The organism is Thermanaerothrix solaris (genome assembly GCF_032334255.1).
Classification (GTDB): domain Bacteria; phylum Chloroflexota; class Anaerolineae; order Anaerolineales; family Anaerolineaceae; genus Thermanaerothrix; species Thermanaerothrix solaris.
The window spans coordinates 1,486,223-1,508,164 of sequence record NZ_JAUHMF010000001.1; the positions used below are offsets into that span (position 1 = coordinate 1,486,223).

General features: G+C 55.3%; 18 protein-coding genes. 6 read left to right on the plus strand and 12 right to left on the minus strand.

The features are described from left to right. Positions 1–110 precede the first annotated feature (110 nt). From QYE77_RS06840 to infA, 3 genes are all read left to right on the plus strand, one after another. A complete protein-coding gene (locus QYE77_RS06840) occupies positions 111–1,397 on the plus strand; it encodes a Glu/Leu/Phe/Val family dehydrogenase (protein WP_315624629.1) in 1,287 nt (428 codons plus the stop codon). Between the two features lie 317 nt (positions 1,398–1,714). Beyond that, a complete protein-coding gene (gene rpsU / locus QYE77_RS06845; protein ID WP_315624920.1) occupies positions 1,715–1,906 on the plus strand; it encodes a 30S ribosomal protein S21 in 192 nt (63 codons plus the stop codon). A 42-nt stretch (positions 1,907–1,948) separates the two neighbouring features. Next, complete coding sequence (gene infA, locus QYE77_RS06850) at positions 1,949–2,200, plus strand: translation initiation factor IF-1 (protein WP_054521945.1); 252 nt, start codon at positions 1,949–1,951, stop codon at positions 2,198–2,200. A gap of 186 nt (positions 2,201–2,386) precedes the next feature. On the opposite strand, the gene QYE77_RS06855 is transcribed toward infA, so the two are convergent. From QYE77_RS06855 to QYE77_RS06885, 7 genes are all read right to left on the minus strand, one after another. Next, entirely contained in the window at positions 2,387–3,757 is a 1,371-nt protein-coding gene (locus QYE77_RS06855; RefSeq protein WP_315624630.1) for a fasciclin domain-containing protein, read from the minus strand. A 165-nt stretch (positions 3,758–3,922) separates the two neighbouring features. Beyond that, the gene (locus tag QYE77_RS06860) at positions 3,923–4,930 is read right to left on the minus strand and encodes a dihydroorotate dehydrogenase-like protein (protein WP_315624631.1); all 1,008 of its coding nucleotides are present in this window, start codon (positions 4,928–4,930) and stop codon (positions 3,923–3,925) included. Between the two features lie 65 nt (positions 4,931–4,995). Next, on the minus strand, positions 4,996–8,595 hold the full coding sequence (gene nifJ, locus QYE77_RS06865; protein WP_315624632.1) for a pyruvate:ferredoxin (flavodoxin) oxidoreductase: 3,600 nt from the start codon (positions 8,593–8,595) through the stop codon (positions 4,996–4,998). Positions 8,596–8,812: 217 nt separating this feature from the next. Next, positions 8,813–9,340: an NUDIX hydrolase gene (locus QYE77_RS06870; RefSeq protein ID WP_315624633.1), complete on the minus strand. Its 528-nt coding sequence runs from the start codon at positions 9,338–9,340 to the stop codon at positions 8,813–8,815. A 102-nt stretch (positions 9,341–9,442) separates the two neighbouring features. Beyond that, positions 9,443–10,063: a LysM peptidoglycan-binding domain-containing protein gene (locus tag QYE77_RS06875; RefSeq protein WP_315624634.1), complete on the minus strand. Its 621-nt coding sequence runs from the start codon at positions 10,061–10,063 to the stop codon at positions 9,443–9,445. A gap of 456 nt (positions 10,064–10,519) precedes the next feature. Next, positions 10,520–12,445: a hybrid sensor histidine kinase/response regulator gene (locus QYE77_RS06880; protein ID WP_315624635.1), complete on the minus strand. Its 1,926-nt coding sequence runs from the start codon at positions 12,443–12,445 to the stop codon at positions 10,520–10,522. Then, on the minus strand, positions 12,442–14,139 hold the full coding sequence (locus QYE77_RS06885) for a response regulator (RefSeq protein WP_315624636.1): 1,698 nt from the start codon (positions 14,137–14,139) through the stop codon (positions 12,442–12,444). The genes QYE77_RS06880 and QYE77_RS06885 overlap by 4 nt, the downstream gene beginning before the upstream one ends. 160 nt (positions 14,140–14,299) lie before the next feature. Here QYE77_RS06885 and QYE77_RS06890 point away from each other — a divergent pair, with 160 nt between their 5' ends. From QYE77_RS06890 to QYE77_RS06900, 3 genes are read left to right on the plus strand one after another with little or no spacing between them, the layout of a single operon-like run. After that, positions 14,300–15,223: a J domain-containing protein gene (locus QYE77_RS06890; RefSeq protein WP_315624637.1), complete on the plus strand. Its 924-nt coding sequence runs from the start codon at positions 14,300–14,302 to the stop codon at positions 15,221–15,223. A 28-nt stretch (positions 15,224–15,251) separates the two neighbouring features. Next, the gene (locus QYE77_RS06895) at positions 15,252–16,445 is read left to right on the plus strand and encodes a S1C family serine protease (protein ID WP_315624638.1); all 1,194 of its coding nucleotides are present in this window, start codon (positions 15,252–15,254) and stop codon (positions 16,443–16,445) included. 56 nt (positions 16,446–16,501) lie between these two features. Further along, positions 16,502–17,602 (plus strand): baeRF10 domain-containing protein, encoded by a 1,101-nt coding sequence (locus QYE77_RS06900; RefSeq protein ID WP_315624639.1) that lies wholly within the window; start codon positions 16,502–16,504, stop codon positions 17,600–17,602. 79 nt (positions 17,603–17,681) lie between these two features. On the opposite strand, the gene QYE77_RS06905 is transcribed toward QYE77_RS06900, so the two are convergent. Genes QYE77_RS06905 through QYE77_RS06925 form a run of 5 tightly spaced genes read right to left on the minus strand, consistent with a single transcriptional unit; the run spans position 17,682 to position 21,868 of the window. Next, positions 17,682–18,296 (minus strand): hypothetical protein, encoded by a 615-nt coding sequence (locus tag QYE77_RS06905; protein WP_315624640.1) that lies wholly within the window; start codon positions 18,294–18,296, stop codon positions 17,682–17,684. 39 nt (positions 18,297–18,335) lie between these two features. Then, positions 18,336–19,274: a hypothetical protein gene (locus QYE77_RS06910; protein ID WP_315624641.1), complete on the minus strand. Its 939-nt coding sequence runs from the start codon at positions 19,272–19,274 to the stop codon at positions 18,336–18,338. Further along, entirely contained in the window at positions 19,271–20,260 is a 990-nt protein-coding gene (locus QYE77_RS06915) for a ComEA family DNA-binding protein (RefSeq protein ID WP_315624642.1), read from the minus strand. The genes QYE77_RS06910 and QYE77_RS06915 overlap by 4 nt, the downstream gene beginning before the upstream one ends. 31 nt (positions 20,261–20,291) lie before the next feature. After that, entirely contained in the window at positions 20,292–21,152 is an 861-nt protein-coding gene (locus QYE77_RS06920; RefSeq protein WP_315624643.1) for an SDH family Clp fold serine proteinase, read from the minus strand. A gap of 17 nt (positions 21,153–21,169) precedes the next feature. After that, positions 21,170–21,868, minus strand: a complete 699-nt coding sequence (locus QYE77_RS06925) for a rhomboid family intramembrane serine protease (RefSeq protein WP_315624644.1) — start codon at positions 21,866–21,868, stop codon at positions 21,170–21,172. Between the last annotated feature and the right edge of the window lie 74 nt (positions 21,869–21,942).

Sequence of the window (21,942 nt, forward strand, 5' to 3'; positions counted from 1 at the left end):
AGCCAAACTTGTAGCGGGCATACGACCGGGATGCCCGCTATTATTTTTTCGCGGCGTTATCTTTGCCTCCAGGCCTTCCCCTACTCCCAACACCCACAGGAGAGATGTCTATGACGAGTACGACCAACGCTTTCGAAATGGCACAACGTCAATTCGATCATGTCGCCGAACTGCTCCAACTGGATCCTCAGGTACGCGAAATCCTGCGTTGGCCCATGCGGGAGTACCATTTCCGCATCCCGGTGCGCATGGATGACGGCACCATACGTGTCTTTCAGGGTTTTCGCGTTCAGCACAACGATGCCCGTGGTCCCTGCAAGGGTGGCATCCGTTTCCACCCCGCCGAAACCATTGATACCGTGCGCGCCCTGGCCACCTGGATGACCTGGAAATGCGCCGTGGTAGACCTGCCGCTCGGCGGCGGCAAGGGTGGTGTTATCGTAGATCCGGCCACGCTTTCGGAAGGCGAAAAAGAGCGTTTGGCACGCGGCTACATTCAGCAAATCTGGCGCAACATTGGCCCACGCCAGGATGTTCCCGCCCCTGATGTGGGCACCAACCCGCAGATGATGGGCTGGATGATGGACGAGTACTCCAAACTGGTTGGGCAGTATACCCCCGGCGTTATCACCGGCAAGCCGGTCGGGGGCGGCGGCTCCCTCGGGCGCACCGAAGCCACCGGTTTCGGCGTCATCTACACCGTGCGTGAAGCCCTCAAACACCTCAACCTTGACCCCGCCAAGTGCGTCGCCGCCATCCAGGGGTTTGGCAACGTGGCCCAATACGCCGCGGTAGGCTTCACCGAAATCCTGGGTGGAAAGGTGATCTGCGTTTCCTATTGGGATCGCGAAGATCGCACCGCTTACACCGTGAGCAAGGCCGATGGCATTGATCCACGCTTCCTGATGAGCATCACTGATCAATACGGCACGATTGACAAGAGCAAAGCCCGCGCCGCTGGCTATACAATTGAGGACGGTAACGCCTGGCTGAGCAAGGAAGCCGACGTGCTCATCCCCGCCGCGCTCGAAGGCCAGATCAATGCCGATACCGTGCACCACATCCACGAACGGGTCAAGTTGATCGCCGAGGGTGCCAACGGGCCGACCACCCCCGAGGCCGATGAGATCATTCGCCAGCGCGGCATCTTCATGATCCCCGATTTCCTGTGCAATGCGGGCGGCGTGACGGTATCCTACTTTGAAAGCGTGCAGAACGACATGAATTTCTACTGGACAAAAGAGGAAGTGCTCCAGCGCTTGGATACCAAGATGACCCAGGCCTTCCAGGCCGTGCTTGACCTCGCGCTGAAAGAAGGCGTCTTCATGCGCGATGCCGCCTACATGGTCGCGATCACGCGCGTGGTCAAAGCCATGGAACTACGCGGGTGGATATAGACAGAAAATTGTGAATTCCATGAATCCAAAACGAGCGAGGCGCCCTAATGGGGCACCTCGTTTCTTTAACATGTTTGACGCGCGTTGCATTGTCAGGTATAATAAAAAAGCCTGCGGGCAACCTTCAGGCGGTTTTACCAATTGATTGGCATGATTTCCTGGAACGGAGGTCATATCGCGCTGGGCAAGTGGGCATGGTGAACGGTTTATCCTTTTGAGCACGCCCTCGGCTGCAAGTGCGGTATGCAGCCGAGTTTTTTGCCCGCGCGCGAATAGATCAAACTTGAACCCGAAAGGAGGTGAGTGCGTTGACCATAGTGATCTTGCGGCCTAACGAAAGCCAGGAACAGCTGCTCAAGCGCTTCCGCAAGAAGGTCGTCAAGAGCGGTGTGCTGAGCACCGTGCGTCGGAAACGTTGGTTCATTTCCAAGAGCGAACTGCGTCGCCTGGAACAGAAGAAGGCCATTCGCCGCATGAAACGCCGCCAGATGTCACGCGCTTCGGAGTAAGCCTTCGCTCATCGGGTTGGTGAAACAGTCTGGAGGTTCTCGATGGCCAAAGAAGAAGAGAAGATTCAGGTGGAAGGCACGATTGTAGAGGCATTGCCGGGCACGCAATTCCGCGTGCGCCTGGATAATGGGCATGAGATCCTGGCATACCTCTCGGGGCGGATGCGCAAGTACTATATCCGTATCCTCCTCGGCGACCGGGTACGGGTGGAAATGTCGCCCTATGATCTCACCCGTGGCCGCATCGTTTATCGCCAAAAGAAGGCCGGCGAACCGGCGCTCGAGGAAGAATAAACCCCACCTGGACTTATCCCTAATCTGTAGGTGTCCCTAAAAAGGCGGCTTCTTTATCCAGCCGCCTTTTTCTTTCCAACAAAAAATCGCGCATAAAATGCTGAGGGCTGCCAGTTTATGGCAGCCCTCTCTTCCCAGCCCACAACTACCACTAAAGAGCACCCATCCACTCGAACCAGTAAAACGTTATCGCGGGGGCAAGAGCACCGTATCAATCACATGGATCACACCGTTCGTCGTCTTTATGTCCGTCAGGATAACCTGGGCGTCGTTGACGTAGACTTTGCCATCCTGAACTTTGATCGTGACGGGCTTGCCCAACGCGGTATCGGCCTGCTGCAACTTCACCACATCCTCAGCCAACACCCGCCCTGAGACAACATGATAGAGCAGGATATCCGTGAGTTGCTTCTTATTGGCCGGTTTGAGCAGGTTATCCAGCGTACCAGCGGGTAACTTTGCAAAGGCTTCATCCGTGGGGGCAAAGACGGTGAAGGGGCCTTCACCTTTCAAGGTATCCACCAAGCCCGCAGCCTGAACCGCCGCAACCAGGGTATTGAACTGGTTGAAGACCGCAGCGTCAACAATATCCTTGGGCAGGATCACCGTGTCTATCACATGGATAACACCGTTGCTGGCCTCGATATCCGTGATGATGATCTGCGCCTCATTGATGTAGACCTTGCCCATATCCACTTTGAAGAACACAGAGGTACCTAATGCGGTATCTGCGATCAGGCCATCTTTGACCTCGGAAGCCATCACCTTGCCAGGCAGGACGTGGTAGAGAAGGATATCGGTCAATTGTTGCTTATTCTCCGGCTTGAGCAGGGTTTCTAAGGTCCCTTCAGGCAATTTGGCGAAAGCATCATCGGTTGGCGCGAACACAGTGAACGGGCCTTCACCCTTCAAGGTGTCCACCAAACCCGCCGCTTGCACCGCAGCGACCAGGGTGGTGAAACGCCCATCAGCCGCGGCAATATCCACGATGTCCGTCTTGGCTTCAGCGGTCATGCTGGGGGGCAGAATGACGGTGTCAATGACGTGAATCACGCCGTTGCTGGCCTCGATATCGGTGATGATCACCTGCGCGTCATTGATGAAAACCTTGTCACCTTCAACTTTGATGGTGATAGGCTCACCGGCTACTGTTTGGGCTTCGCTCAGTTTAACCACGTCTGACGCCAAGACCTTTCCCGGAACAACATGGTAGGTCAAAATCTTGACCAGTTGATCTTTGTTCTCAGGTTTGAGCAAATTATCCAGGGTTTCTTTCGGCAGTTTGGCAAAAGCATCATTGGTGGGTGCGAACACCGTAAAAGGCCCCTCGCCCGATAAAGTTTCAACCAAACCCGCAGCCTGTACCGCAGCGACCAGGGTACTAAACCGGCCATCTGCTACGGCGATATCCACGATAGTTTGGGGTGCCGGGGTTGCGGTTGGGGGAACCGGGGTAGCCGTGGGCATCGGCGGTTGAGTGGATTCAGGCGTTGCGGCCGGCGCACATGCCGATATTACCAAAACAGCGGCCACTAACAGTAAGAAAATGTGTCTCATCGTGTCCTCTCCTTATAAAAATATTGGGTAGTAACAACAATTACATTGTAGCCAGGCGTATAAAGTTAGTCAAACATACTAACGATATTGTATAATGTTTTTGTAAAGCGTTAAACGAAAAACCTCCCCGCATAGGGGAGGTTTATCAGGCAACGCATAAACGGGCTAGTAAATCATTCGATTATCGTAAGTGAGCAGCGCTTTCATGTAGTTGGCGCGTTCAAACGCCGCTGGTTCGGCTACCGCCTGTTGGCTCATACTGCCGATCATCTGCTGCACAGACTGATACTCAAAGGTTTCCATCCATTCCTGCATTTCTTGCAAGATCTCACTGGCCCGTTTAACCCCGTGTTTTAGCAAGGCCGAGGTTGTCATGGCCACCTTGGCGCCGGCCATGAGCGCCTTGATCACATCCTGGCCAGTGTGTACCCCGCTGCTCAACGCCATATCCACTGCCACCCGGCCGTAGAGAATTGCAATCCACCGCAACGGCAGGCGCAATTCATCCGAAGTGCTCAACACTAGGCTGGGCACGACTTCCAGCGTCTCAATATCAAAATCCGGCTGATAGAAGCGATTGAACAGGACTAAACCATTCGCACCAGCCTGGGCTAATTTATGCGCAAAATTGGGCAAAGCCGTAAAGAAGGGACTGAGTTTCACCGCCAACGGAATGCGGATCTGCTTGCGGATATCGGCCACCAACGCCACATAATTAGCCTCTAATTCTTCGGCCGTCAGGGCTGGGTCGGTGGGAAGATAGTAAAGGTTAAGTTCCAGGGCATCGGCACCGGCTTCCTGAATCAGGCGTGCGTATTCAATCCAACCGCCGCTGGAAACCCCGTTTAGGCTACCGATGATGGGAATACTTACGCTTTCCTTGGCCTTGCGGATCAGTTCCAGGTAACCCTCCGGGCCAACATTGTAGCGCCCCAAATCGGGGAAGTAGGTCAGGGCTTCGGCAAATGAATCGCTGCCGCGGGTCAGATAATGATCCAGTGCCAGGCTTTCATGAACAATTTGCTCTTCAAATAGGGAATACATCACCACCGCACTAACTCCGGCATCCTCCAGACGACGAATCCCATCCAATTTTTTCGAGAGCGGAGAAGCCGAGGCCACCAGCGGGTTTTTCAATTCCAGACCTAGATATTGGGTTTTCAGTTCCACCATACGCACCTCCTAAGATCAGGCGAGGGTTCCAGGGGTATTTCCCTCGAACCCTCGCCAAATGTCACTCAGTCTTGCGCTGGCGCACTCTCGTGGCCGTTGCCGTTGATCTTCATGACCATTTCGGCCATTTGTTTGTATTGCAACCAACGGCGCTTTACATCTTCCTGTGCGGCTTTGAGCAGCAATTCAGCGCGTTGCTCATCGCTCTGGGCCAGCATGCGATAACGGGTCTCGTTGTAAACGTAATCGGCCAACGGGATGCTCGGTTCCTTGCTATCCAGGATCAGCGGGTTCTTGCCCTCATCCAGCAACATCGGGTTGTAGCGGAAGAGCGGCCACGCACCCGACTGCACCGCCAGCCGTTGCTGATCCAGGCCCTTGCGCATATCAATGCCATGGGCAATGCAGTGGCTATAGGCGATGATCAAGGAAGGCCCCTCATAAGCATCGGCTTCCAGGAAAGCCTTCAGGGTATGTTGATCGTTAGCGCCCATGGCAACCTTTGCGACGTAGACGTAGCCATAGGTCATCGCAATCAACCCGAGATCCTTCTTGGGCAAGCCCTTACCGTTGGCAGCGAACTTGGCCACCGCAGCGCGCGGCGTAGCCTTTGAGGCTTGCCCGCCGGTGTTGGAGTAAACCTCGGTATCCAGGACCAGGATATTGACATCGCGGCCTGAAGCCAAGACGTGATCCAAACCACCGTAGCCAATATCGTAAGCCCAACCATCACCACCGACGATCCACACGCTCTTGCGCACCAGGAAATCGGCCACGTCCATCAAAAGGCGCGCGCGGAGATCGTTGATCCCGGCCAGGCGCTCTTTGAGCAGCGCGACACGTTGGCGCTGTTCGCGGATGCCGGCCTCACTGCGTTGATCGGCCTTCAGAATCGCATCCACCAACGATTCACCCACTTGCGCGGCCAGGCTCTGGAGCAGTTCACGTGCAAACTCGGTTTGTTTATCAATGGTCAGGCGCATGCCCAGACCGAATTCTGCATTATCCTCAAACAGACTGTTGCTCCAGGCCGGCCCACGTCCTTCGCGATTGAAGGTCCACGGTGTGGTGGGTAGGTTGCCGCCGTAAATCGAAGAACAACCGGTCGCATTGGCAATCACCACGCGGTCGCCGAAGAGTTGCGACATCAATTTCAGGTAGGGTGTCTCACCACAACCGGCGCACGCTCCGGAGAACTCAAACAGCGGCTCCAGCAATTGCGAATTCTTGACCGTCGAGACACTGATCGCGGCGCGATCCACTTCCGGCAGGGAGAGGAAGAACTCCCAGTTTTCGCGCTCCTGCTCACGCAGTGGCGGTTGTGGCGCCATGTTGATCGCCTTCAAGCCGACCTGGCTCTTGTTTTTGGCCGGGCAGGCTTCTACACACAACGCACAGCCGGTGCAGTCTTCGGGCGAGACCTGCAAGGTATATTTCATCCCCGGAAACTCTTTGAAGCGCGCATCGGTGGACTTGAAGGTTGCCGGGGCGTTCTCGAGGTATTTGGGGTCATAGACCTTCTGGCGGATCACCGCATGCGGACAGACCATCACACATTTACCACATTGGATACATACCTCAGGATCCCACACCGGGATTTCGAGGGCAATGTTTCGCTTTTCCCACTTGGCCGTCCCGCTGGGGAACGTGCCATCCGCCGGTAGTTTGCTGACCGGCAAGCGGTCGCCCTCGAAGATCATCATCGGGGCCAGCGTCTCGCGGACAAACTCAGGGGCTTCATCGGCCACCGGCTTGCGGCGGGTGCGGGTGGCAGTGACTTTATCCGGCACTTTCACCTCTTGTAGATGCGCCAGGGCTTGATCCACCGCTGCAAAGTTGCGTTGTACCACCGCTTCACCGCGCTTACCGTAGGTCTTCTGGATGCTCTTCTTGATCTGGGCGATAGCCTCATCCTGTGGCAGCACCCCACTAATGGCGAAGAAGCAGGTCTGCATGATCGTGTTGATGCGCCCGCCCATGCCAGTCTTGTTAGCCACCTCATAGGCGTCAATGACGTAGAAGCGCAGTTTCTTTGCGATGATTTCTTCTTGCACCTCGCGCGGGAGTTCATCCCACACCTTGTCTGCCGGGTAGATGCTGTTGAGCAAGAAGATACCACCCGGTTTGGCATACTTGAGCACATCCAGGCGCTCCAAGAAGGAAAACTGGTGGCAGGCCACAAAGTTTGCATCCCCTTCCCCGATCAAATAAGGCGCGCGGATGGGTTTGGGGCCAAAGCGGAGGTGGGAAATGGTGACCGACCCCGATTTTTTAGAGTCGTAAACGAAATAGCCCTGGGCGTAATTGTCGGTTTCCTCACCGATGATTTTGATCGAGTTCTTGTTCGCGCTGACCGTGCCATCCGCGCCCAGGCCAAAGAAGACACAGCGCACCGTCTGCGGATCTTCGATAGAGAAGGAAGGATCATAGGATAGGCTCAGACGGGATACATCGTCCTCGATGCCCACTGTGAAGTGATTGCGCGGCTGATCCTTTTGCAGTTCATCGAAGACTGCCTTGACCATAGCCGGAGTGAATTCCTTGGATGAAAGGCCATAGCGACCACCTACGATCACCGGTGCCTGCTTGAACGGCGCAAAGCCCTGGCTTAAGCCCTCATACACCGCCGCGACGACATCTTCATAGAGCGGCTCGCCCGCGGCACCGGGCTCTTTGGTGCGATCCAACACCGCAATCTTGCGCACCGTAGCAGGCAAGGCTTTCATGAGGTGACGCGCCGAGAATGGTCGGTAGAGATGCACCGTGACCACCCCAACCTTCTCGCCACGCTCGATCAAGTAACGAGCAGTTTCCTCGGCTGTCTCGGCCCCAGAGCCCATCAGGATAATCACCCGTTCGGCGTCCGGCGCGCCGGCGTAGTCAAAGAGATGATATTGCCGCCCGGTCAATTGCGCAAAGCGATCCATTACCTTTTGCACAATCTCCGGACAGGCTTCATAGTAAGGATTACAGCGCTCGCGGGCTTGGAAAAAGACGTCCGGATTTTGCGCCGTGCCACGGATGAACGGGTGATCCGGGCTGAGCGCGCGGGCACGATGCTGGCTGACCAGTTCGTAATCAATCATCGCCCGCAAGTCGTCCTCGCTCAGAAACTCGATCTTATTGATCTCATGCGAGGTACGGAAGCCATCAAAGAAATGCAGGAACGGCACGCGCGATTCCAGCGTGGCCGCTTGAGCGATCAAGGCATTGTCGTGCGCTTCCTGCACCGACCGCGAAGCCAGCAGCGCCCACCCCGTCTGGCGGGTTGCCATCACATCCGAGTGATCCCCGAAAATCGAGAGGGCATGGGTCGCCACCGTACGGGCTGAGACGTGAATCACCGCCGGTGTTAGTTCGCCGGCGATCTTATACATGTTAGGAATCATCAGAAGTAGACCCTGGGACGCGGTAAACGTGGTGCACAAGGAGCCGGTTTGCAAGGCACCATGAACAGCACCCGCCGCGCCGCCTTCGGATTGCATCTCCACTACCAACGGCACCGTCCCCCAAATGTTGGGGATACCCTTGGCCGACCACTCATCCGCCAACTCACCCATACCCGAGGAAGGGGTAATCGGGTAAATGGCAATCACCTCATTGAGGCGATAAGCAACATGGGCAACAGCCTCATTAGCATCAATTGTGATCACTTGGCGACTCATAGGTTACACTCCCTGTAAACACCTGAGGTATTCAACGTGCTGTGGACAACGCCACGGCACGGATTGCGCGGTCTAGACACAATTCGTTCATTCAAGTTTATCCCCAATCCGGAGTGGGATAAAGTTATATAGGTCACCTTATTTGTGTGCGTCCTGTCACAATTCAACTCGCCCCCTTAAGGCTTGCTCTTATTCTCCCCAAGCCCTCTGGCTGGCACTACCGCAAGTAAGGTTGGGCTAGCAACAAGGCTGCTAACGTCTTGGCATCATGGATCTCGCCCCGCTGGGCCATAGCATAGGCGTCTTCTAGACTTAAACGGCGCAGGTGCAGGAATTCATCCGCATCGGGGCGCAGTGGACTGGGGTAGAGATCACGGGCCAAGAAGACCACCATGCGCTCGGTGCAGTAACCGGGCGCAAGGTAAAAGTGCCCCAATTCAATCCATTCTCGCGCCGCATAACCGGTTTCCTCGCGCAGTTCGCGTTCGGCACATAGAGAGGCCTCCTCTTCGTCTTCCATCACCCCGGCGGGCAATTCCAGCAATTCCTGACCGGCACCAATCCGGTACTGAACGACAAACAAAATCTGCCTCTGGGCATCCACCGGCACCACGCTGATCGAATCGCGGTGCTGAACCAAATCATATGGCCGCACGCGACCATCCGGCAACCGTACCTGCACCTTAACTACGTCAAATGCATGTCCCTGATATTGGGGTACGTGACCGAGAATTTCAAACGTCATGAATCACCTCGAAGCAAGGACCAGACTAAATAGAACAAGCGCGGGTTTGATGGTAGGCCCGCGCTCCCATAGATCACTGAAACCACCTCGGATAAATTGAGATCAGGGAATCTGCAATACCTGACCTGGCGTCAGGGTATAGGGACTTTGAAGGTTGTTTGCCGCGATGATAGACTCGGGGAAGACATCCCCAAAATCGCAGGCAATCGAGTAAATCGTGTCCCCGGCTTTAACGGTGTACTGCGCAGGATGAGGTTTCAGCGCACGGTCACCCGCGCTCCATCCGCCATCCTGAGGGATCTTCAAGACAGTACCGGCGGCAGGACGCGAATTCATCGTTAGGCCGTTCGCCTCAAAGAAGGTATTGATATCCAAATTGTAGCGACGGGCGATGCACAGCGGCCATTCTCCGGGCTGCAACGTATAGGTAGCCGGACGGGTCGGAGTTGGGATGATGACCGGTGTGTTGGTCGGCGCGGGAGTCGGAGCAGGCGTTTCAACCACGATCGGCGTTACCACTCCGCCCTCGGGGGTAGGCATAGCCATCTGGGTTTGCTGTGCTACTTCCGTCATCCGCTTTGCCACATCCACCGGGAACGGAATTTCTTCTGAAGTAGGCGTAGCCAGGGCCGTGGGCGAGGTGGAGGCCGAACGGGTGCACCCTGAGACCACCAGCATTGCCAGGACAGTCAAGGCCATGAAGAATAACACGCGTGTTTTCATAGAAAATTCTCCTCCAAATCGCAGTTCAAAATAGCGCCCGTTTTCTAATCAGGTGCTAACTTCATTCCATAGTAGCATATCGCTGAATCCGCGTCAAGCACACGCGTGGGGCAATTTTTAACATCCCGTCCACTCATCTCTATTTAGTTTACAAGTTTGTCCTTACTCCTTCGGTTATCTTTTATGGTTCAACTATCCTGGATAAAAATCATAGCCTTTGCCCCGCAGATGTCACGGGTAGTCAAGAGGAACATCATTTATCCCTTATGACGTCTAACCATAGTCAACGCCACGAAGTTGGAGTATGATCATTAGCGACAACGTGGTCATCCGGACACCTCCAGACAAGCTCATCGCTGTCTCCTCCTTTGGCAAGAGCCTCCGCCGGAACAAGCAACGCCTCCGGCGGAGGCTTCTTTCTATCCCTTTTACGTCATTTCCATAGAACACTAGGACTTATGCTTCCATCACTGGCAGGACAATGGTGAACGTTGTGCCCTGCCCCAGGGTTGACTCCACCCAAATCCGTCCCTGGTGGCTTTCAACGATGGATTTGACAATTGCCAGGCCCAAACCACTACCTGCCACCTCCGTACCGGCATTGCTGGCACGGTAGAATTTGTCGAAGATGAACGGTAAATCCGCCACCGGGATGCCGATGCCGGTATCACGGAACTGCAAAATGATCTGCTCTTGTTCTAACTCCCCATGAATGGTGATTTGTCCACCAGGGGGCGTATATTTGATCGCATTATCCAGCAAATGCTCAAACATTTGCCGAATTTGCACCGGGTTACCCAGGAACAGCGGCAGGTCTTCCGGCAGTTCCATAATCAGCCGATGACCCTTGCGCTCCAGCGCCTTTCTGAAATTCTCGATGGCATGCTCCAGTACCTGCTTGAGGCTAAACGTCTCACGTCGCGTATCGAATCCGGCCTCAATACGCCCTAAGTTAACCAAATCGTCAACCAGGTGGGTGATATTTTGGACGCTGGCCTGCACGCGGCGAATGAATTCCTGCTGTAACTCGTTCACCGGGCCAGCCCGCTCGATTAACTCGACATAACCCAAAATTGCCGTAAGCGGTGAACGCAAATCGTGAGATACGGTGCTGACAAATTCGCTCTTGATGCGGTCAATTTTCTTCAATTGAGTGATATCGTGCAGAGTCACGGCCGCACCCACTTCAGGGATCGGCGTTCGCTGCACATCAAAGACACGCCCATCCTCAACCGTCAGTTCGATGCGGTTGGAAAGACTGCGCGTGGATAACTCCAGCAACTCCACCAGTTCCGGATAAGTGATCACCTGCCGCGCCGGTTTCCCGATGACGTCCAATTCGCTCAGGTTTAGCGCCGCCATCGCCGCCTGGTTGATCAACAAAATCTGCCCTTGCTGATCCACCACAATGACCCCATCCTGGATACGCCGCAACACCGTCTCGAGTTTATTGCGTTCCAGGCGCGTCTCATGATAGAGGCGGGCATTTTGAATCGCAATTGCTGCGTAATCAGCCAGCGTGGTCAGCAACTGCACATCGCGTTTTTGGAACTGAAAGCGACTGTGGCGATTATCCACGCCCAGCACGCCGAAAACCTGCCCTTTATACTGCAAAGGGACATAGACCAACCCATGCACCAAGTAAGCCGTTTTAATCTTTTGAGGCGTGTTTTCATCCAGAAGCACCGGCTGTCCAGTGCGCACCACCGAACCCGCCAGGGTATCCTGGATCGGTAGGCGGAAAGTGCGCACAAAATCTTCCTGGAAGTTCTTAGAGGCGCGCATGTAGAGTTCGCCGGTCTCTTCATCCACTAATAGCAGTGCCCCTTCTTCGGCCCCAGTCAGTTCAACCGCCGCCTCAACGATGGCAGAGAGCACGTTATCCGGATCGAGAGAGGCGGTAATGCTCTGGCTCAAACGTGCCAAGGTCTCCAATTCATCCACCCGCCGCTGCAACCGATCAGTGTAGCGGCGCGCTTCCAGCATCATCCACTCGCGCAACCGCTGGGAACGGGTAAGGTTAGTCTCAACCGCACGCAACACCTCTTCGGACTTAAGCGGCAGGTTCAGGTAATCGCTCACCCCCAGGTGCAAGGCTTCTTTGAGTAGTTCAGGCGAGTCTTTCTTGACCAGGAGCAGGATCGGCACCTCGGGGTGATCGCGGCTCAACTTACGCGCAAAATCAAGGTGATTATTCCCTTTGAAGGTATCCGAAAGAATGATTAAGCCGGTCGGATGGGTATTTAGATAGTTAAAGACTTTATCCTCTTCCTGGAAAACGGCCACAGAGTAACCGGCAGCTTGCAATACCCGCTCCAGCAAGTAGTTAACCTGCGCATCAGAGGTAGCAATCAGAATGTGAGTATCCTTCGCTTGGATCATAGGATCTCAGTGGCCTTTGCGGGAGAGGATGGGATGGCCGTAGATGATCGGGCAAGAGGGAACACAACATGCCAGCGCAACGAGTGCGCAGCAACAAACTCTAACCAAATTTTACCCTGATATTGCTTCAAAATTTGCTGAATTAAGTGCCGATCCGGGCTCAGTCCACGCGGGATATGCGCCGAAATCAACGCATCACCTTCAAAGGGTTGATTTTGCAAGGCTCCGCGTTGCTCATCAGTTAATTTCGCTTGCAGTTCTATTTCTAGATGGGCTTCGCCTTGCTGCTCAGAGATGCGTCCCTGGATCTGTCCGCTTTCGCTTAACCCAATGGCTAAGGTGAGCACACCTTCCAAGACATAGCCCAACAACGCTTCATCCCCATTCACAGGCAATGGCTGGGGGTGCGACGCTAGGATAATTTCTTGCCCCCTCTGCTGCACAAGCGGCAAGAGGTGATGCACTGCTTCGCCGACCAAGGCGTTGAAATCCTGGGCTTTGGCCGGTGCCACAGCCACATCTCGTAAACCATCTGGGATCAAACCGGCCAGCACCCGTAATGCGTCCAGGCTCTCGCGCCAAGTCGTCAGTGCCTGACGTTGACCCGGGCTCCACCGCGCCGTTGGGTCTTTGCTCAGGCTTTCCAAAGCCTGACGTTGCCTTTCAATCCCCGCGCGCATCTGCAGGCGTACTTGCCGCAAGGTTTGATCCAGCACTCGTACCCGCAAAGTGGCATTTTCCATCATAACCTGCTGCAAGCGTACTCGTTCTTCCAAGGTGCGGAATAAACGGGCATTGGCAAGCGAGATGGAGGCAAAATCCGCCACGGCTTCGACCAAGCGCTGCTGTGCCGGCTGATAGGGCACTTCTTTTTTACGCATCAACACCACAATGCCAATCACCTGTTGAGAAGCCTTGATCGGCACCATCAAAGCCGCTTGTCCTAGCGCGGCCATTCGAAAACGCTTAAGGGGTTCCCCACAAAGTGCCAATGATTCACCCGAAAGTGCCACCAATCCGCTCACCCCATCTTCCCAAGGACGATTGCGCTGTGCCATCAACGAGGTCGGGAGGTGTTTGCCAGCGGTCAATATCAGAGCCTTTCGCCCTTCATCTTTGAGTAATATCCATCCCAAGTCTGAGCGGGTGGCCTTTATCAATTGCTCCAACAGTTGCTCAAACAAAACACCTTGATGGGTGAGGGAGGTCAACACCTTGGCGATATTGAAAATGGTTTGGAGTTCATCCACGCGCTGTTGTAATTCCTGGTTGGCATGCTGCAAAGCCTGCGCCAGTTGCTCGCGAGCGCGGCGTTCGCGCACCTGCTTGAGCACCCGCTCTGCCACTGCCAACACCTCTGGCTCACGCGCCGGCCAGAGCAGATAGTCCACCGCACCTAAACGAAAATTCTGGATCAGGTCGGCCTCGGAGCCCTTGGGGGCAATTAACACGACCGGGATATCCACCCCCTGGGCTTGGAGCGCTACTAATAGATCCTTACTACTCAAACCTTCCAACGCCAAATCACACAGGATGACATCCGGTAGTGTCTGCACCGCGGTGGCAATGGCCGTGGGAACATCCACAGCCTGCTCAACGCGGTAACCGGCCGCCTGTAACGATTGACGCCCGACCAGATTAAAAATCAAGGGGTCTGGCTCTACGATTAAAAAATATTCTCGCGGTTGAGCCATGCTTTTAATATAGCATGAATAAAGGCTTGAGGAAGGGTTTCTTACCCCTTCATCGGCTTACGGGTGCTTTACAATTTGGTTAGAGGGATGTATAAGCGTTTTATAAGAAGTGCTCGATGTAATCTTGACGCCAATGAGTTGGCAGACATAAAATGAAAGTATGGAATATAAGGATTACTACAAAATCCTCGGCGTAGACCGCAACGCAACGGAAGAAGAGATCAAAAAAGCCTACCGCCGCCTGGCAATGAAGTATCACCCGGATCGCAATCCGGGCGATAAATCAGCGGAAGAGAAATTCAAAGAAATAAACGAGGCCTACGAGGTCCTCGGCGACCCCGAAAAACGCAAACGCTATGATGCGCTAGGCGAATCTTACTTCCGCTGGCAGCAGAGCGGCGCTCCGGGTGATTTCAATTGGGAAGAGTGGTTTGCTCAAGGCCCGGTGGGCACACGCACCGTCCGTATTGACCTCGACGATCTCTTCGGTGATCTGGGTGGATTCTCCGACTTCTTCAGCGCCATTTTCGGTGGCATGCCCGGCACAACCACTCGCACTGCAGGCCGTCGCACCCGCCAGACGACCCCGGCTGTGGAACAGCCGGTTCAGATTACCCTAGAAGAAGCCTACCGCGGCACCACCCGCCTGATCCAGGTAGATGGGCGGCGTTTGGAAGGCAAGATCCCACCCGGTGCGCGCACTGGCACGAAAGTCCGTCTGGCCGGGCAGGGGCCGATCGGCCCTAACGGTCAGCGCTCTGATCTTTATCTGGTTATCGAGGTCTTGCCCGATCCACGCTTCGAACGCAAGGACGATGACCTCTACACCGAGGTCACAATAGATCTCTACACTGCTGTTTTAGGCGGTCAGGTCACCGTTCCTACCCTGGGCGGGGATGTCATTTTGACCATTCCCCCCGGCACGCAACCCGGTCAAATCTTCCGCCTTTCGGGGCGGGGTATGCCGAATTTGCGCAATCCCCAAAAACATGGTGACCTTTACGTCAAGGTTAAGGTTGAACTTCCGCGCCACCTGACCCCTCAGCAGCGCGCGCTTTTCGAGCAACTCCGCCAAAGCAGTTAATGAGAGGCATAAAGAAAGGATAGCGGTAATGAAAAAGCGATTTGGCTGGATAGGAATGCTTGGGGTTTTAATCCTGGTCACCCTGGCCTGTCGCCTGACCCCCACTTTACCTGAACTAAGCCGAGAACCCACGGCCACATCCGCCGGGGTTCAACAGGCAACCCTACCGCCCACAGGGCCGGTAGCTACGCCCACCCTCATGACCGAAGCTTCCCTTTCATTCGCCGAACGGGATGCACTTCTGGCTAATCTTTATGAGCGGGTGGCGCCGGGGGTGGTCTTCATCGCGACCACTACCGACGGCGAAATCGAAAGCCTGGGCTCCGGTTTTGTCTATGACCGCGAGGGGCATATTGTGACCAACTACCATGTGGTCGAGGGCGCCAGCGGGCTGGAAGTGTTCTTCCCTTCCGGGCTTAAAGTGCGGGCTAAAGTGATCGGCCAGGACTTGGATTCGGACTTGGCGGTGATTAAAGTGGATGTGCCCGCCGACGCCTTAGTACCTCTGCCCTTAGGAGATTCGGATCAAGTTCGGGTGGGGCAAACGGCCATCGCCATCGGCAATCCGTTCGGGTTAACCGGCACTATGACGGTGGGAATTGTTTCGGCCAAAGGACGCACGCTAGAATCCCTACGCCAGGCAGAAAGTGGCACCTTTTTCAGCGCCGGCGATGTAATCCAAACCGACGCGTCCATCAACCCCGGTAACTCTGGCGGGCCGCTGCTCAACCTGGCCGGTGAAGTCATCGGTGTCAACCGTGCCATTCGCACCACCGGCACTACCATCACTGGTGAACCCGTCAATAGCGGGATCGGTTTCGCTGTTTCCAGTAACATCGTTCGCCGCGTTGTCCCGGTGCTGATCACCCAAGGACGTTATGACTATCCCTATCTCGGCATCAGCAGCCGCGAGATGCTGACCCTGGAACAAATCGAAGCCCTAGGCTTGCCGCGTCAAACCGGGGCTTACATCGTATCGGTCACGCCGGGTAGCCCTGCAGATCGCGCCGGCCTGCGCGGTGGCAGCCAGCCCACCCGTTTTGCCGGCCTGCCCGCGGGGGGCGATTTGATTATTGCCATTGATGGCCAGCCGGTGCAAACGTTCAGCGACATGCTAAGTTACCTGATGAAAAATAAAAGCCCTGGCGATACCGTCGTTCTGACCATTATCCGCGATCGTCAAGAAAAGGAGGTGAGCGTTACCTTGGGTAAGCGCCCCTGAGCGGGGCTTCGGCTGGCTCTGTCGGTTCTGCCAATCCCATTTGACAGGAGGATGCCATGTTAACCGATCAGGATGTGCGGGAGTTGCTTAAGTTCACCTCGCCTCACCCCGTGTTGAGCGTCTACCTCAATACTGACCCAACCCTGGGGAACAAAGATTCCTATCGGCTGCGCCTGCGTAACATGCTAAAAAAAGTGAATCTCCCGCAGGATGAAGAGGCCGTTGAACGTTATATTATGCAGGAATACGACTGGAGTGGTCGCGGAGTGGTGGTCTTCTCATGTGCCCCGGAAGGATTCTTCCGCGCTTACGCTCTGGCTGTCCCGGTGCGCGACCTAGTCCATGTCGGCGACCGCCCCAGTGTGCGAGTGCTGGCTGACTTGCTGGATTCTTACGGTGGTTATGGCGTCGTCCTGGTGGATAAACAGGGTGCGCGTCTCTTCCACTTTCATCTCGGCGAATTACGCGAGCAAGAAGGCATTGTCGGCGAGGCGGTCAAACGCACCAAGCACGGTGGTGCTTCCAGCCTGCCGGGTGCGCGCGGCGGTACAGCCGGACGCACCAAACACGTGGATGAGGTTATCGAACGTAACATGAAGGAAGCGGTGGATTTTGCCATCTCATTTTTCGAGCAAAATCGTATTCGCCGCATATTGATCGGGGGCACCGAGGATAATGTCGCGCTCTTTCGTTCCCTTTTACCTAAAGCCTGGCAGAGCCTGATTGTTGGCACCTTTCCTATGAACATGACCGCCAGCCATGCTGAGGTACTGGCCAAGGCCATGCAGGTGGGCCATGAAGCCGAAACCAAACGTGAATCACAATTGATCAAAGATTTGATTACTGCAGCGGCTAAGAACAGCGGCGCTGTCATCGGTCTAGAAGACACCCTCCAAGCCGTTAACGAGGATCGGGTGATGACTCTGGTGATTCTGGAGGGATTTGGGCAGTCCGCTTATCGTTGCACCCAATGCGGCTATCTGACCTCGCGCCAGCAAGGAGCGTGCCCGGCCTGTGGTGGCGAGATGCAAGAAATTCCCGATGCCGTGGATTTCGCCATCAGCCGCGTCATGCGCAGCGGTGGCGACGTGGAAGTTGTTCACCGCAATCCTGATCTGGAAAAAGCCGGCATGATCGGCGGCTTTTTACGGTACTAAATTGCTCAGTACCCGATAGATCAATCAGACGCCCCGCTTAAAGCGGGGCGTCTCATATTACACCCAGATCAGGTTCTGGTTAGCGCATCCGTATCCGCGCCAGATTCTCACTCAACAAGCGCAGTTCTTCCAGGGCTTTATTGGGGTTGCTACTCAAACTACTGCGGATGGTCTTGAACCGTTCTTGCAGTGCCTGCATTGTTTGAGGATCGTTGAGCAAAGGTTCCAGATCTTTTAGCCGGGCTTCGGCGGCGCTTAACTCTTGCTGGGCGGTCAAGTTATCCTTGGTGATCAACGCCAAGCGGGCATAACTCACATTGCTGATCAAGCGGCTCAAAACCATATCCATTTGCCCCGCCGCCAGGGCTTCTTCCACTCGCTGATAATCCGCGCGCAGTGTGGTCAATTCGGCGCTGGTTTTCTCGTAATCCTGGCGCAGGGTCGTTAATTCCTGACGCATCGCGGTGGCTTCACGTTGCAATGGGAAATAGAGCGCAAAGAAAGCCACTCCAAAACCAGCAACAAAGGCTGCCAGCACGATCAGCAACCAGGTAAGTGCTTTCTGCCACCATTTACGTGTTGGTTTAGGTGGGGCTACCTCAGAGATCTCTGGCTCTGGGCTGGGGGTCTCTGATCCAACCTCAGGCGCACCACCACCTGGTGCTTCTTCCATGGGTTCAGGTACCGTGCTCATCGTGACCTCCTATGAATTTTTAGAACTAACGCCCTTAACTTAAGGTGAACGCGGCAAAGGGGTTGGCGAGGGTGAGGGACTCTGGCGGAACGTTGGGGTGAGTTGAGGGGTCAAGGTAAGGGTCGGCGTGGGCGGGGTGATCGTCCCAACGGATTGTGTCGCCGCCGATGACAAGGGTAGTGTGCGCAGCGGCGTCGGGGTCGCCGCAGTCGCCGGAAAACCGGCCAAAAGTGACCGCCAGAGGATATCCAGATCCTCAGCGGCCAGTACCGGCAAGGTGGGTAAGTTCGTTATAGCCAGATCCAACCGTTCCATCCAGGTGCGCACAAGCGCTTGTTGTTCATCGGGCACCCGCTCCCACAATTGGATCAACCCAGCGCGGGCCTGGCTTAGTTCATCCTGCGCCAGGCCGTAATTGCCTGCCATGAGATGCTGTCGGGCGCGCAACACATGTAACGCCGCCCGCAACAATGCAATGTCGTTGGCAACCCCCTCTTTCCCAACCTGAGCTTCCAAGGTTTCAAGCCGTCCCTCCCAAGCCGCCAGAGGCGTGCCCAGGGCCGCCACCTGAGTTTTCAACCATCCCGTATCTTCATCCAGTCCGCCGATTAACTCCCCCTGATTGGTGATCTGACGTTCCAGGGTGCTCAATCGCGCCGCCTGAGTGGCTAATTGTAACGTTGCCGTGAGGTTCATGTTATACGAGAAAGCGTGCTGTGTTTGCAAGCGGGCTTCTTGAGTCGTTAACTGCTCGTTGAACAGCGCAAACCGTCCCGCCTGTTCGGTTTCCAAGGCACTCAGGCGCGCCGTATTTTCCTCTGCCGGCAGGATCGCCCGCTGATAAATAAAGACCGAGCCGAAGTATGCCGCCGCTCCCACCAAAACCCCCAGTACGATAACGACTAACAAGCGCAGAACGGCTCTTACGAAGGCGCGTACTGCCTGCCCGGTTCCGCCGGTGGATGGTGAGCCACTCATGGCGCCTCCTCCGTTCCGGTTGAGGTTTCCAATAGCAACTGCCGCAGCCCGGATAAGAAACGCTCAAAGCGGGCGCTGGCGGCTTCAACCGTGCTGAGACGCTGGTCAAATCCTTTAACCAGGGTTTGAACGGCCTGGATATCCTCACGGGCTTGCTCTAATGCATTGGACAATTCTGAAGTCTGGCTTTCCAAGCCCGCCACCCGGGCACTCAAGCCTTCCAATGCCTGCACCCGCGCTGTCATGGTCTCTAAATTACGCTCCAGCCGGTCCACGCGTTCGGATAGAAGCGTGACCTCAGCGCGAAACTGGCGAAACTGCGCCAACGAGGTGTAACGAAGCGTTCCGTTGATTAGCCCCAGGAAAAGCAAAGCCAGCACAACGGCCAGAAACAACGTTACCAGATTGCTTACCACAACCCAGGTGATCACTTCACGCCGTGTCAGCAACTTTTCTGCGGACAACGGCGCGGGCGTAGACGTTACGGCTTCAGGCGCCGCGCTCGTTTCTGGGGTTTCTGGTGGGGTCGAGCTACCCGCTTCCGTTGCATCCACCGGAGAAACCGCCTCTTGAGCCGCGGGGAGGGGTGAAACCTGGGACGACGAGGGCAATATCTCGGGCTCCGGCGAAGGCTCACCCGAGGCTTCCTCACCACCGCCAGCAATTCCTGGGGGTGCGGTTGCGGGTGTTAACACCTCAACCGGGTTCTCTACGCCCGGCTCTTCCGGCTCATCCGTCGTGGCGCTTACCTCCTGTAAATCTGAGACGACGGGGGCTGCCGTCGAAACGGTCAGGTAAGGCCGCAGGCGCTCTAAAAGCACCGGACCTATACCACTTACCCGTACCAAATCATCCGGCGCCGAAAAGGGCCGCGCTTCGATGATACGTTGGGCTAATTCCGGCCCAATGCCGGGCAAGCGCACCAAGGCATCGAAGGGGGCACGATTAAGATCCAGCGGCTCAAAAGATTTTGGCTCATCGCTCATTACGCCCTCCTTTCAGGCAATCTAACGCTCTTTACCCCTGATGGTTCCCCTGCTGGGGTGCCCGACCGGGCACACTCGGGCGCGCAGGATAGGGCATCGGGATATACTCCACCGAGGGACGACGCTGGAGTGTCTGTGGGTAAAGATTCATAAGTTGATAAATCTCGGGCGGCATTTCAGTGCTGACATTAAGCCCCAATTCCCGCGCCTCCTCAACGGTGATCGGATAATCATGCGTCCAACGCCCGGTAGCCAGTTCCTCTGCCAAGCGTTCGGCGACCTCAGGTGGATAGTGACAACAGGCAATACGCTTCACCGTTGCCTTGACTTGCTGGATGGCTTTCTGCGAAATGTCGGCCAGGATCAGGGTTTGATCATCAATCTGGTTACGGTCTTTGGTTTCCAACACTTTCAAGATGGAAGCCGCCGGATAGTTCCCCAACTGGGGGTCCACCGGACCTAGTACGGCATTCTCATCCATCACAATTTCGTCGGCAGCCAGTGCCAGTAACGTGCCGCCGGACATGGCATAATGCGGGACAAACACCGTCACTTTAGCCGGATGCTTGGAAAGGGCATTGGCAATCTGCTCCGCTGCCAACACCAAACCGCCCGGCGTGTGGAGAATCAGATCTATTGGGACGTTATCATCTGTCATCTTAATCGCCCGCAGAACCTGTTCTGAATCGTCAATATCAATATAGCGTGCCAATGGAAAACCCAGGAAGGACATACTCTCCTGGCGATGGATGAGTGCAATCACGCGTGAACCACGCTTCTCTTCAATTTTTCGCATCAACTGTAAGCGATGGGTCTCAATGATTTTCTGGCGAAAAAGCGGAGCAATGGAAGAGACGATCAAAAAGAGCCAGAACAGGTTGAGTAAGTCCATAGGGCCTCCTTGTGAAGTCACCAGGGATAGTATTCATCCAGATACCAGCGCCGCGGGCGCCGCCCATAACTAAATGGTCGAGCGACTATCAGCCCATAGACAAAGCCACCAATATGCGCCCACCAGGCAATCCCTCCCGCCGCTGCTCCGGCAGGCAGGGCTAACGCCAATAATCCCGAGAACAACTGGGAGATGAACCAGAACCCGAGGTAGACCACCGCCGGAATGTTGACAAACCAGGGCATCCAGAAGACCGGCACAAAGGTGATCACCTGAGCATGAGGGAAGAACAGGAAATACGCCCCCAACACGGCGGCAATGGCACCACTGGCCCCAATCGAGGGAACGTTAGGCGCACCACCGAAAAACATCTGCATCAGACCGGCAAACATACCCCCTAGCAGGTAGTAAATCAAATAGCGCCCTGAACCGAGGCGATCCTCAACGTTATCCCCAAAAATATAGAGCGTCCACATGTTGCTTAAAAAGTGCACCCATCCCCCATGTAAAAACATGTGGGTAAGCAACGGATACCAGGTTAGAGGATTGACCAAGGAGAATTTAGCCGGTACCAACCCAAAAACGCGGATGAAGCGCTCAAGCCCCAAGGGCGAAAGACTCATCTCAAACAGAAAAACCAGGGTATTTAAAATAATGATCGTCCAGTTGACGATGGGAAACGACCGTGAGCGAACGGTATCTTTAATGGGAAACATAAAACCTCCAGACGACCTCTCAACGATATTATACTCAACCTCGCCTGCGGTCAGGTTCTTACTCGACCTCTAAA

Bases quoted from the DNA above. Each gene is read 5' to 3' on its own strand.
- QYE77_RS06885 (WP_315624636.1), bottom strand. From the start codon at position 14,139: ATGGCTCAACCGCGAGAATATTTTTTAATCGTAGAGCCAGACCCCTTG.
- QYE77_RS06920 (WP_315624643.1), bottom strand. From the start codon at position 21,152: ATGGACTTACTCAACCTGTTCTGGCTCTTTTTGATCGTCTCTTCCATT.
- QYE77_RS06840 (WP_315624629.1), top strand. From the start codon at position 111: ATGACGAGTACGACCAACGCTTTCGAAATGGCACAACGTCAATTCGAT.
- infA (WP_054521945.1), top strand. From the start codon at position 1,949: ATGGCCAAAGAAGAAGAGAAGATTCAGGTGGAAGGCACGATTGTAGAG.
- QYE77_RS06870 (WP_315624633.1), bottom strand. From the start codon at position 9,340: ATGACGTTTGAAATTCTCGGTCACGTACCCCAATATCAGGGACATGCA.
- QYE77_RS06890 (WP_315624637.1), top strand. From the start codon at position 14,300: ATGGAATATAAGGATTACTACAAAATCCTCGGCGTAGACCGCAACGCA.
- QYE77_RS06875 (WP_315624634.1), bottom strand. From the start codon at position 10,063: ATGAAAACACGCGTGTTATTCTTCATGGCCTTGACTGTCCTGGCAATG.
- QYE77_RS06915 (WP_315624642.1), bottom strand. From the start codon at position 20,260: ATGAGCGATGAGCCAAAATCTTTTGAGCCGCTGGATCTTAATCGTGCC.
- QYE77_RS06880 (WP_315624635.1), bottom strand. From the start codon at position 12,445: ATGATCCAAGCGAAGGATACTCACATTCTGATTGCTACCTCTGATGCG.
- QYE77_RS06895 (WP_315624638.1), top strand. From the start codon at position 15,252: ATGAAAAAGCGATTTGGCTGGATAGGAATGCTTGGGGTTTTAATCCTG.
- QYE77_RS06925 (WP_315624644.1), bottom strand. From the start codon at position 21,868: ATGTTTCCCATTAAAGATACCGTTCGCTCACGGTCGTTTCCCATCGTC.
- QYE77_RS06910 (WP_315624641.1), bottom strand. From the start codon at position 19,274: ATGAGTGGCTCACCATCCACCGGCGGAACCGGGCAGGCAGTACGCGCC.
- QYE77_RS06855 (WP_315624630.1), bottom strand. From the start codon at position 3,757: ATGAGACACATTTTCTTACTGTTAGTGGCCGCTGTTTTGGTAATATCG.
- nifJ (WP_315624632.1), bottom strand. From the start codon at position 8,595: ATGAGTCGCCAAGTGATCACAATTGATGCTAATGAGGCTGTTGCCCAT.
- QYE77_RS06900 (WP_315624639.1), top strand. From the start codon at position 16,502: ATGTTAACCGATCAGGATGTGCGGGAGTTGCTTAAGTTCACCTCGCCT.
- QYE77_RS06905 (WP_315624640.1), bottom strand. From the start codon at position 18,296: ATGAGCACGGTACCTGAACCCATGGAAGAAGCACCAGGTGGTGGTGCG.
- QYE77_RS06860 (WP_315624631.1), bottom strand. From the start codon at position 4,930: ATGGTGGAACTGAAAACCCAATATCTAGGTCTGGAATTGAAAAACCCG.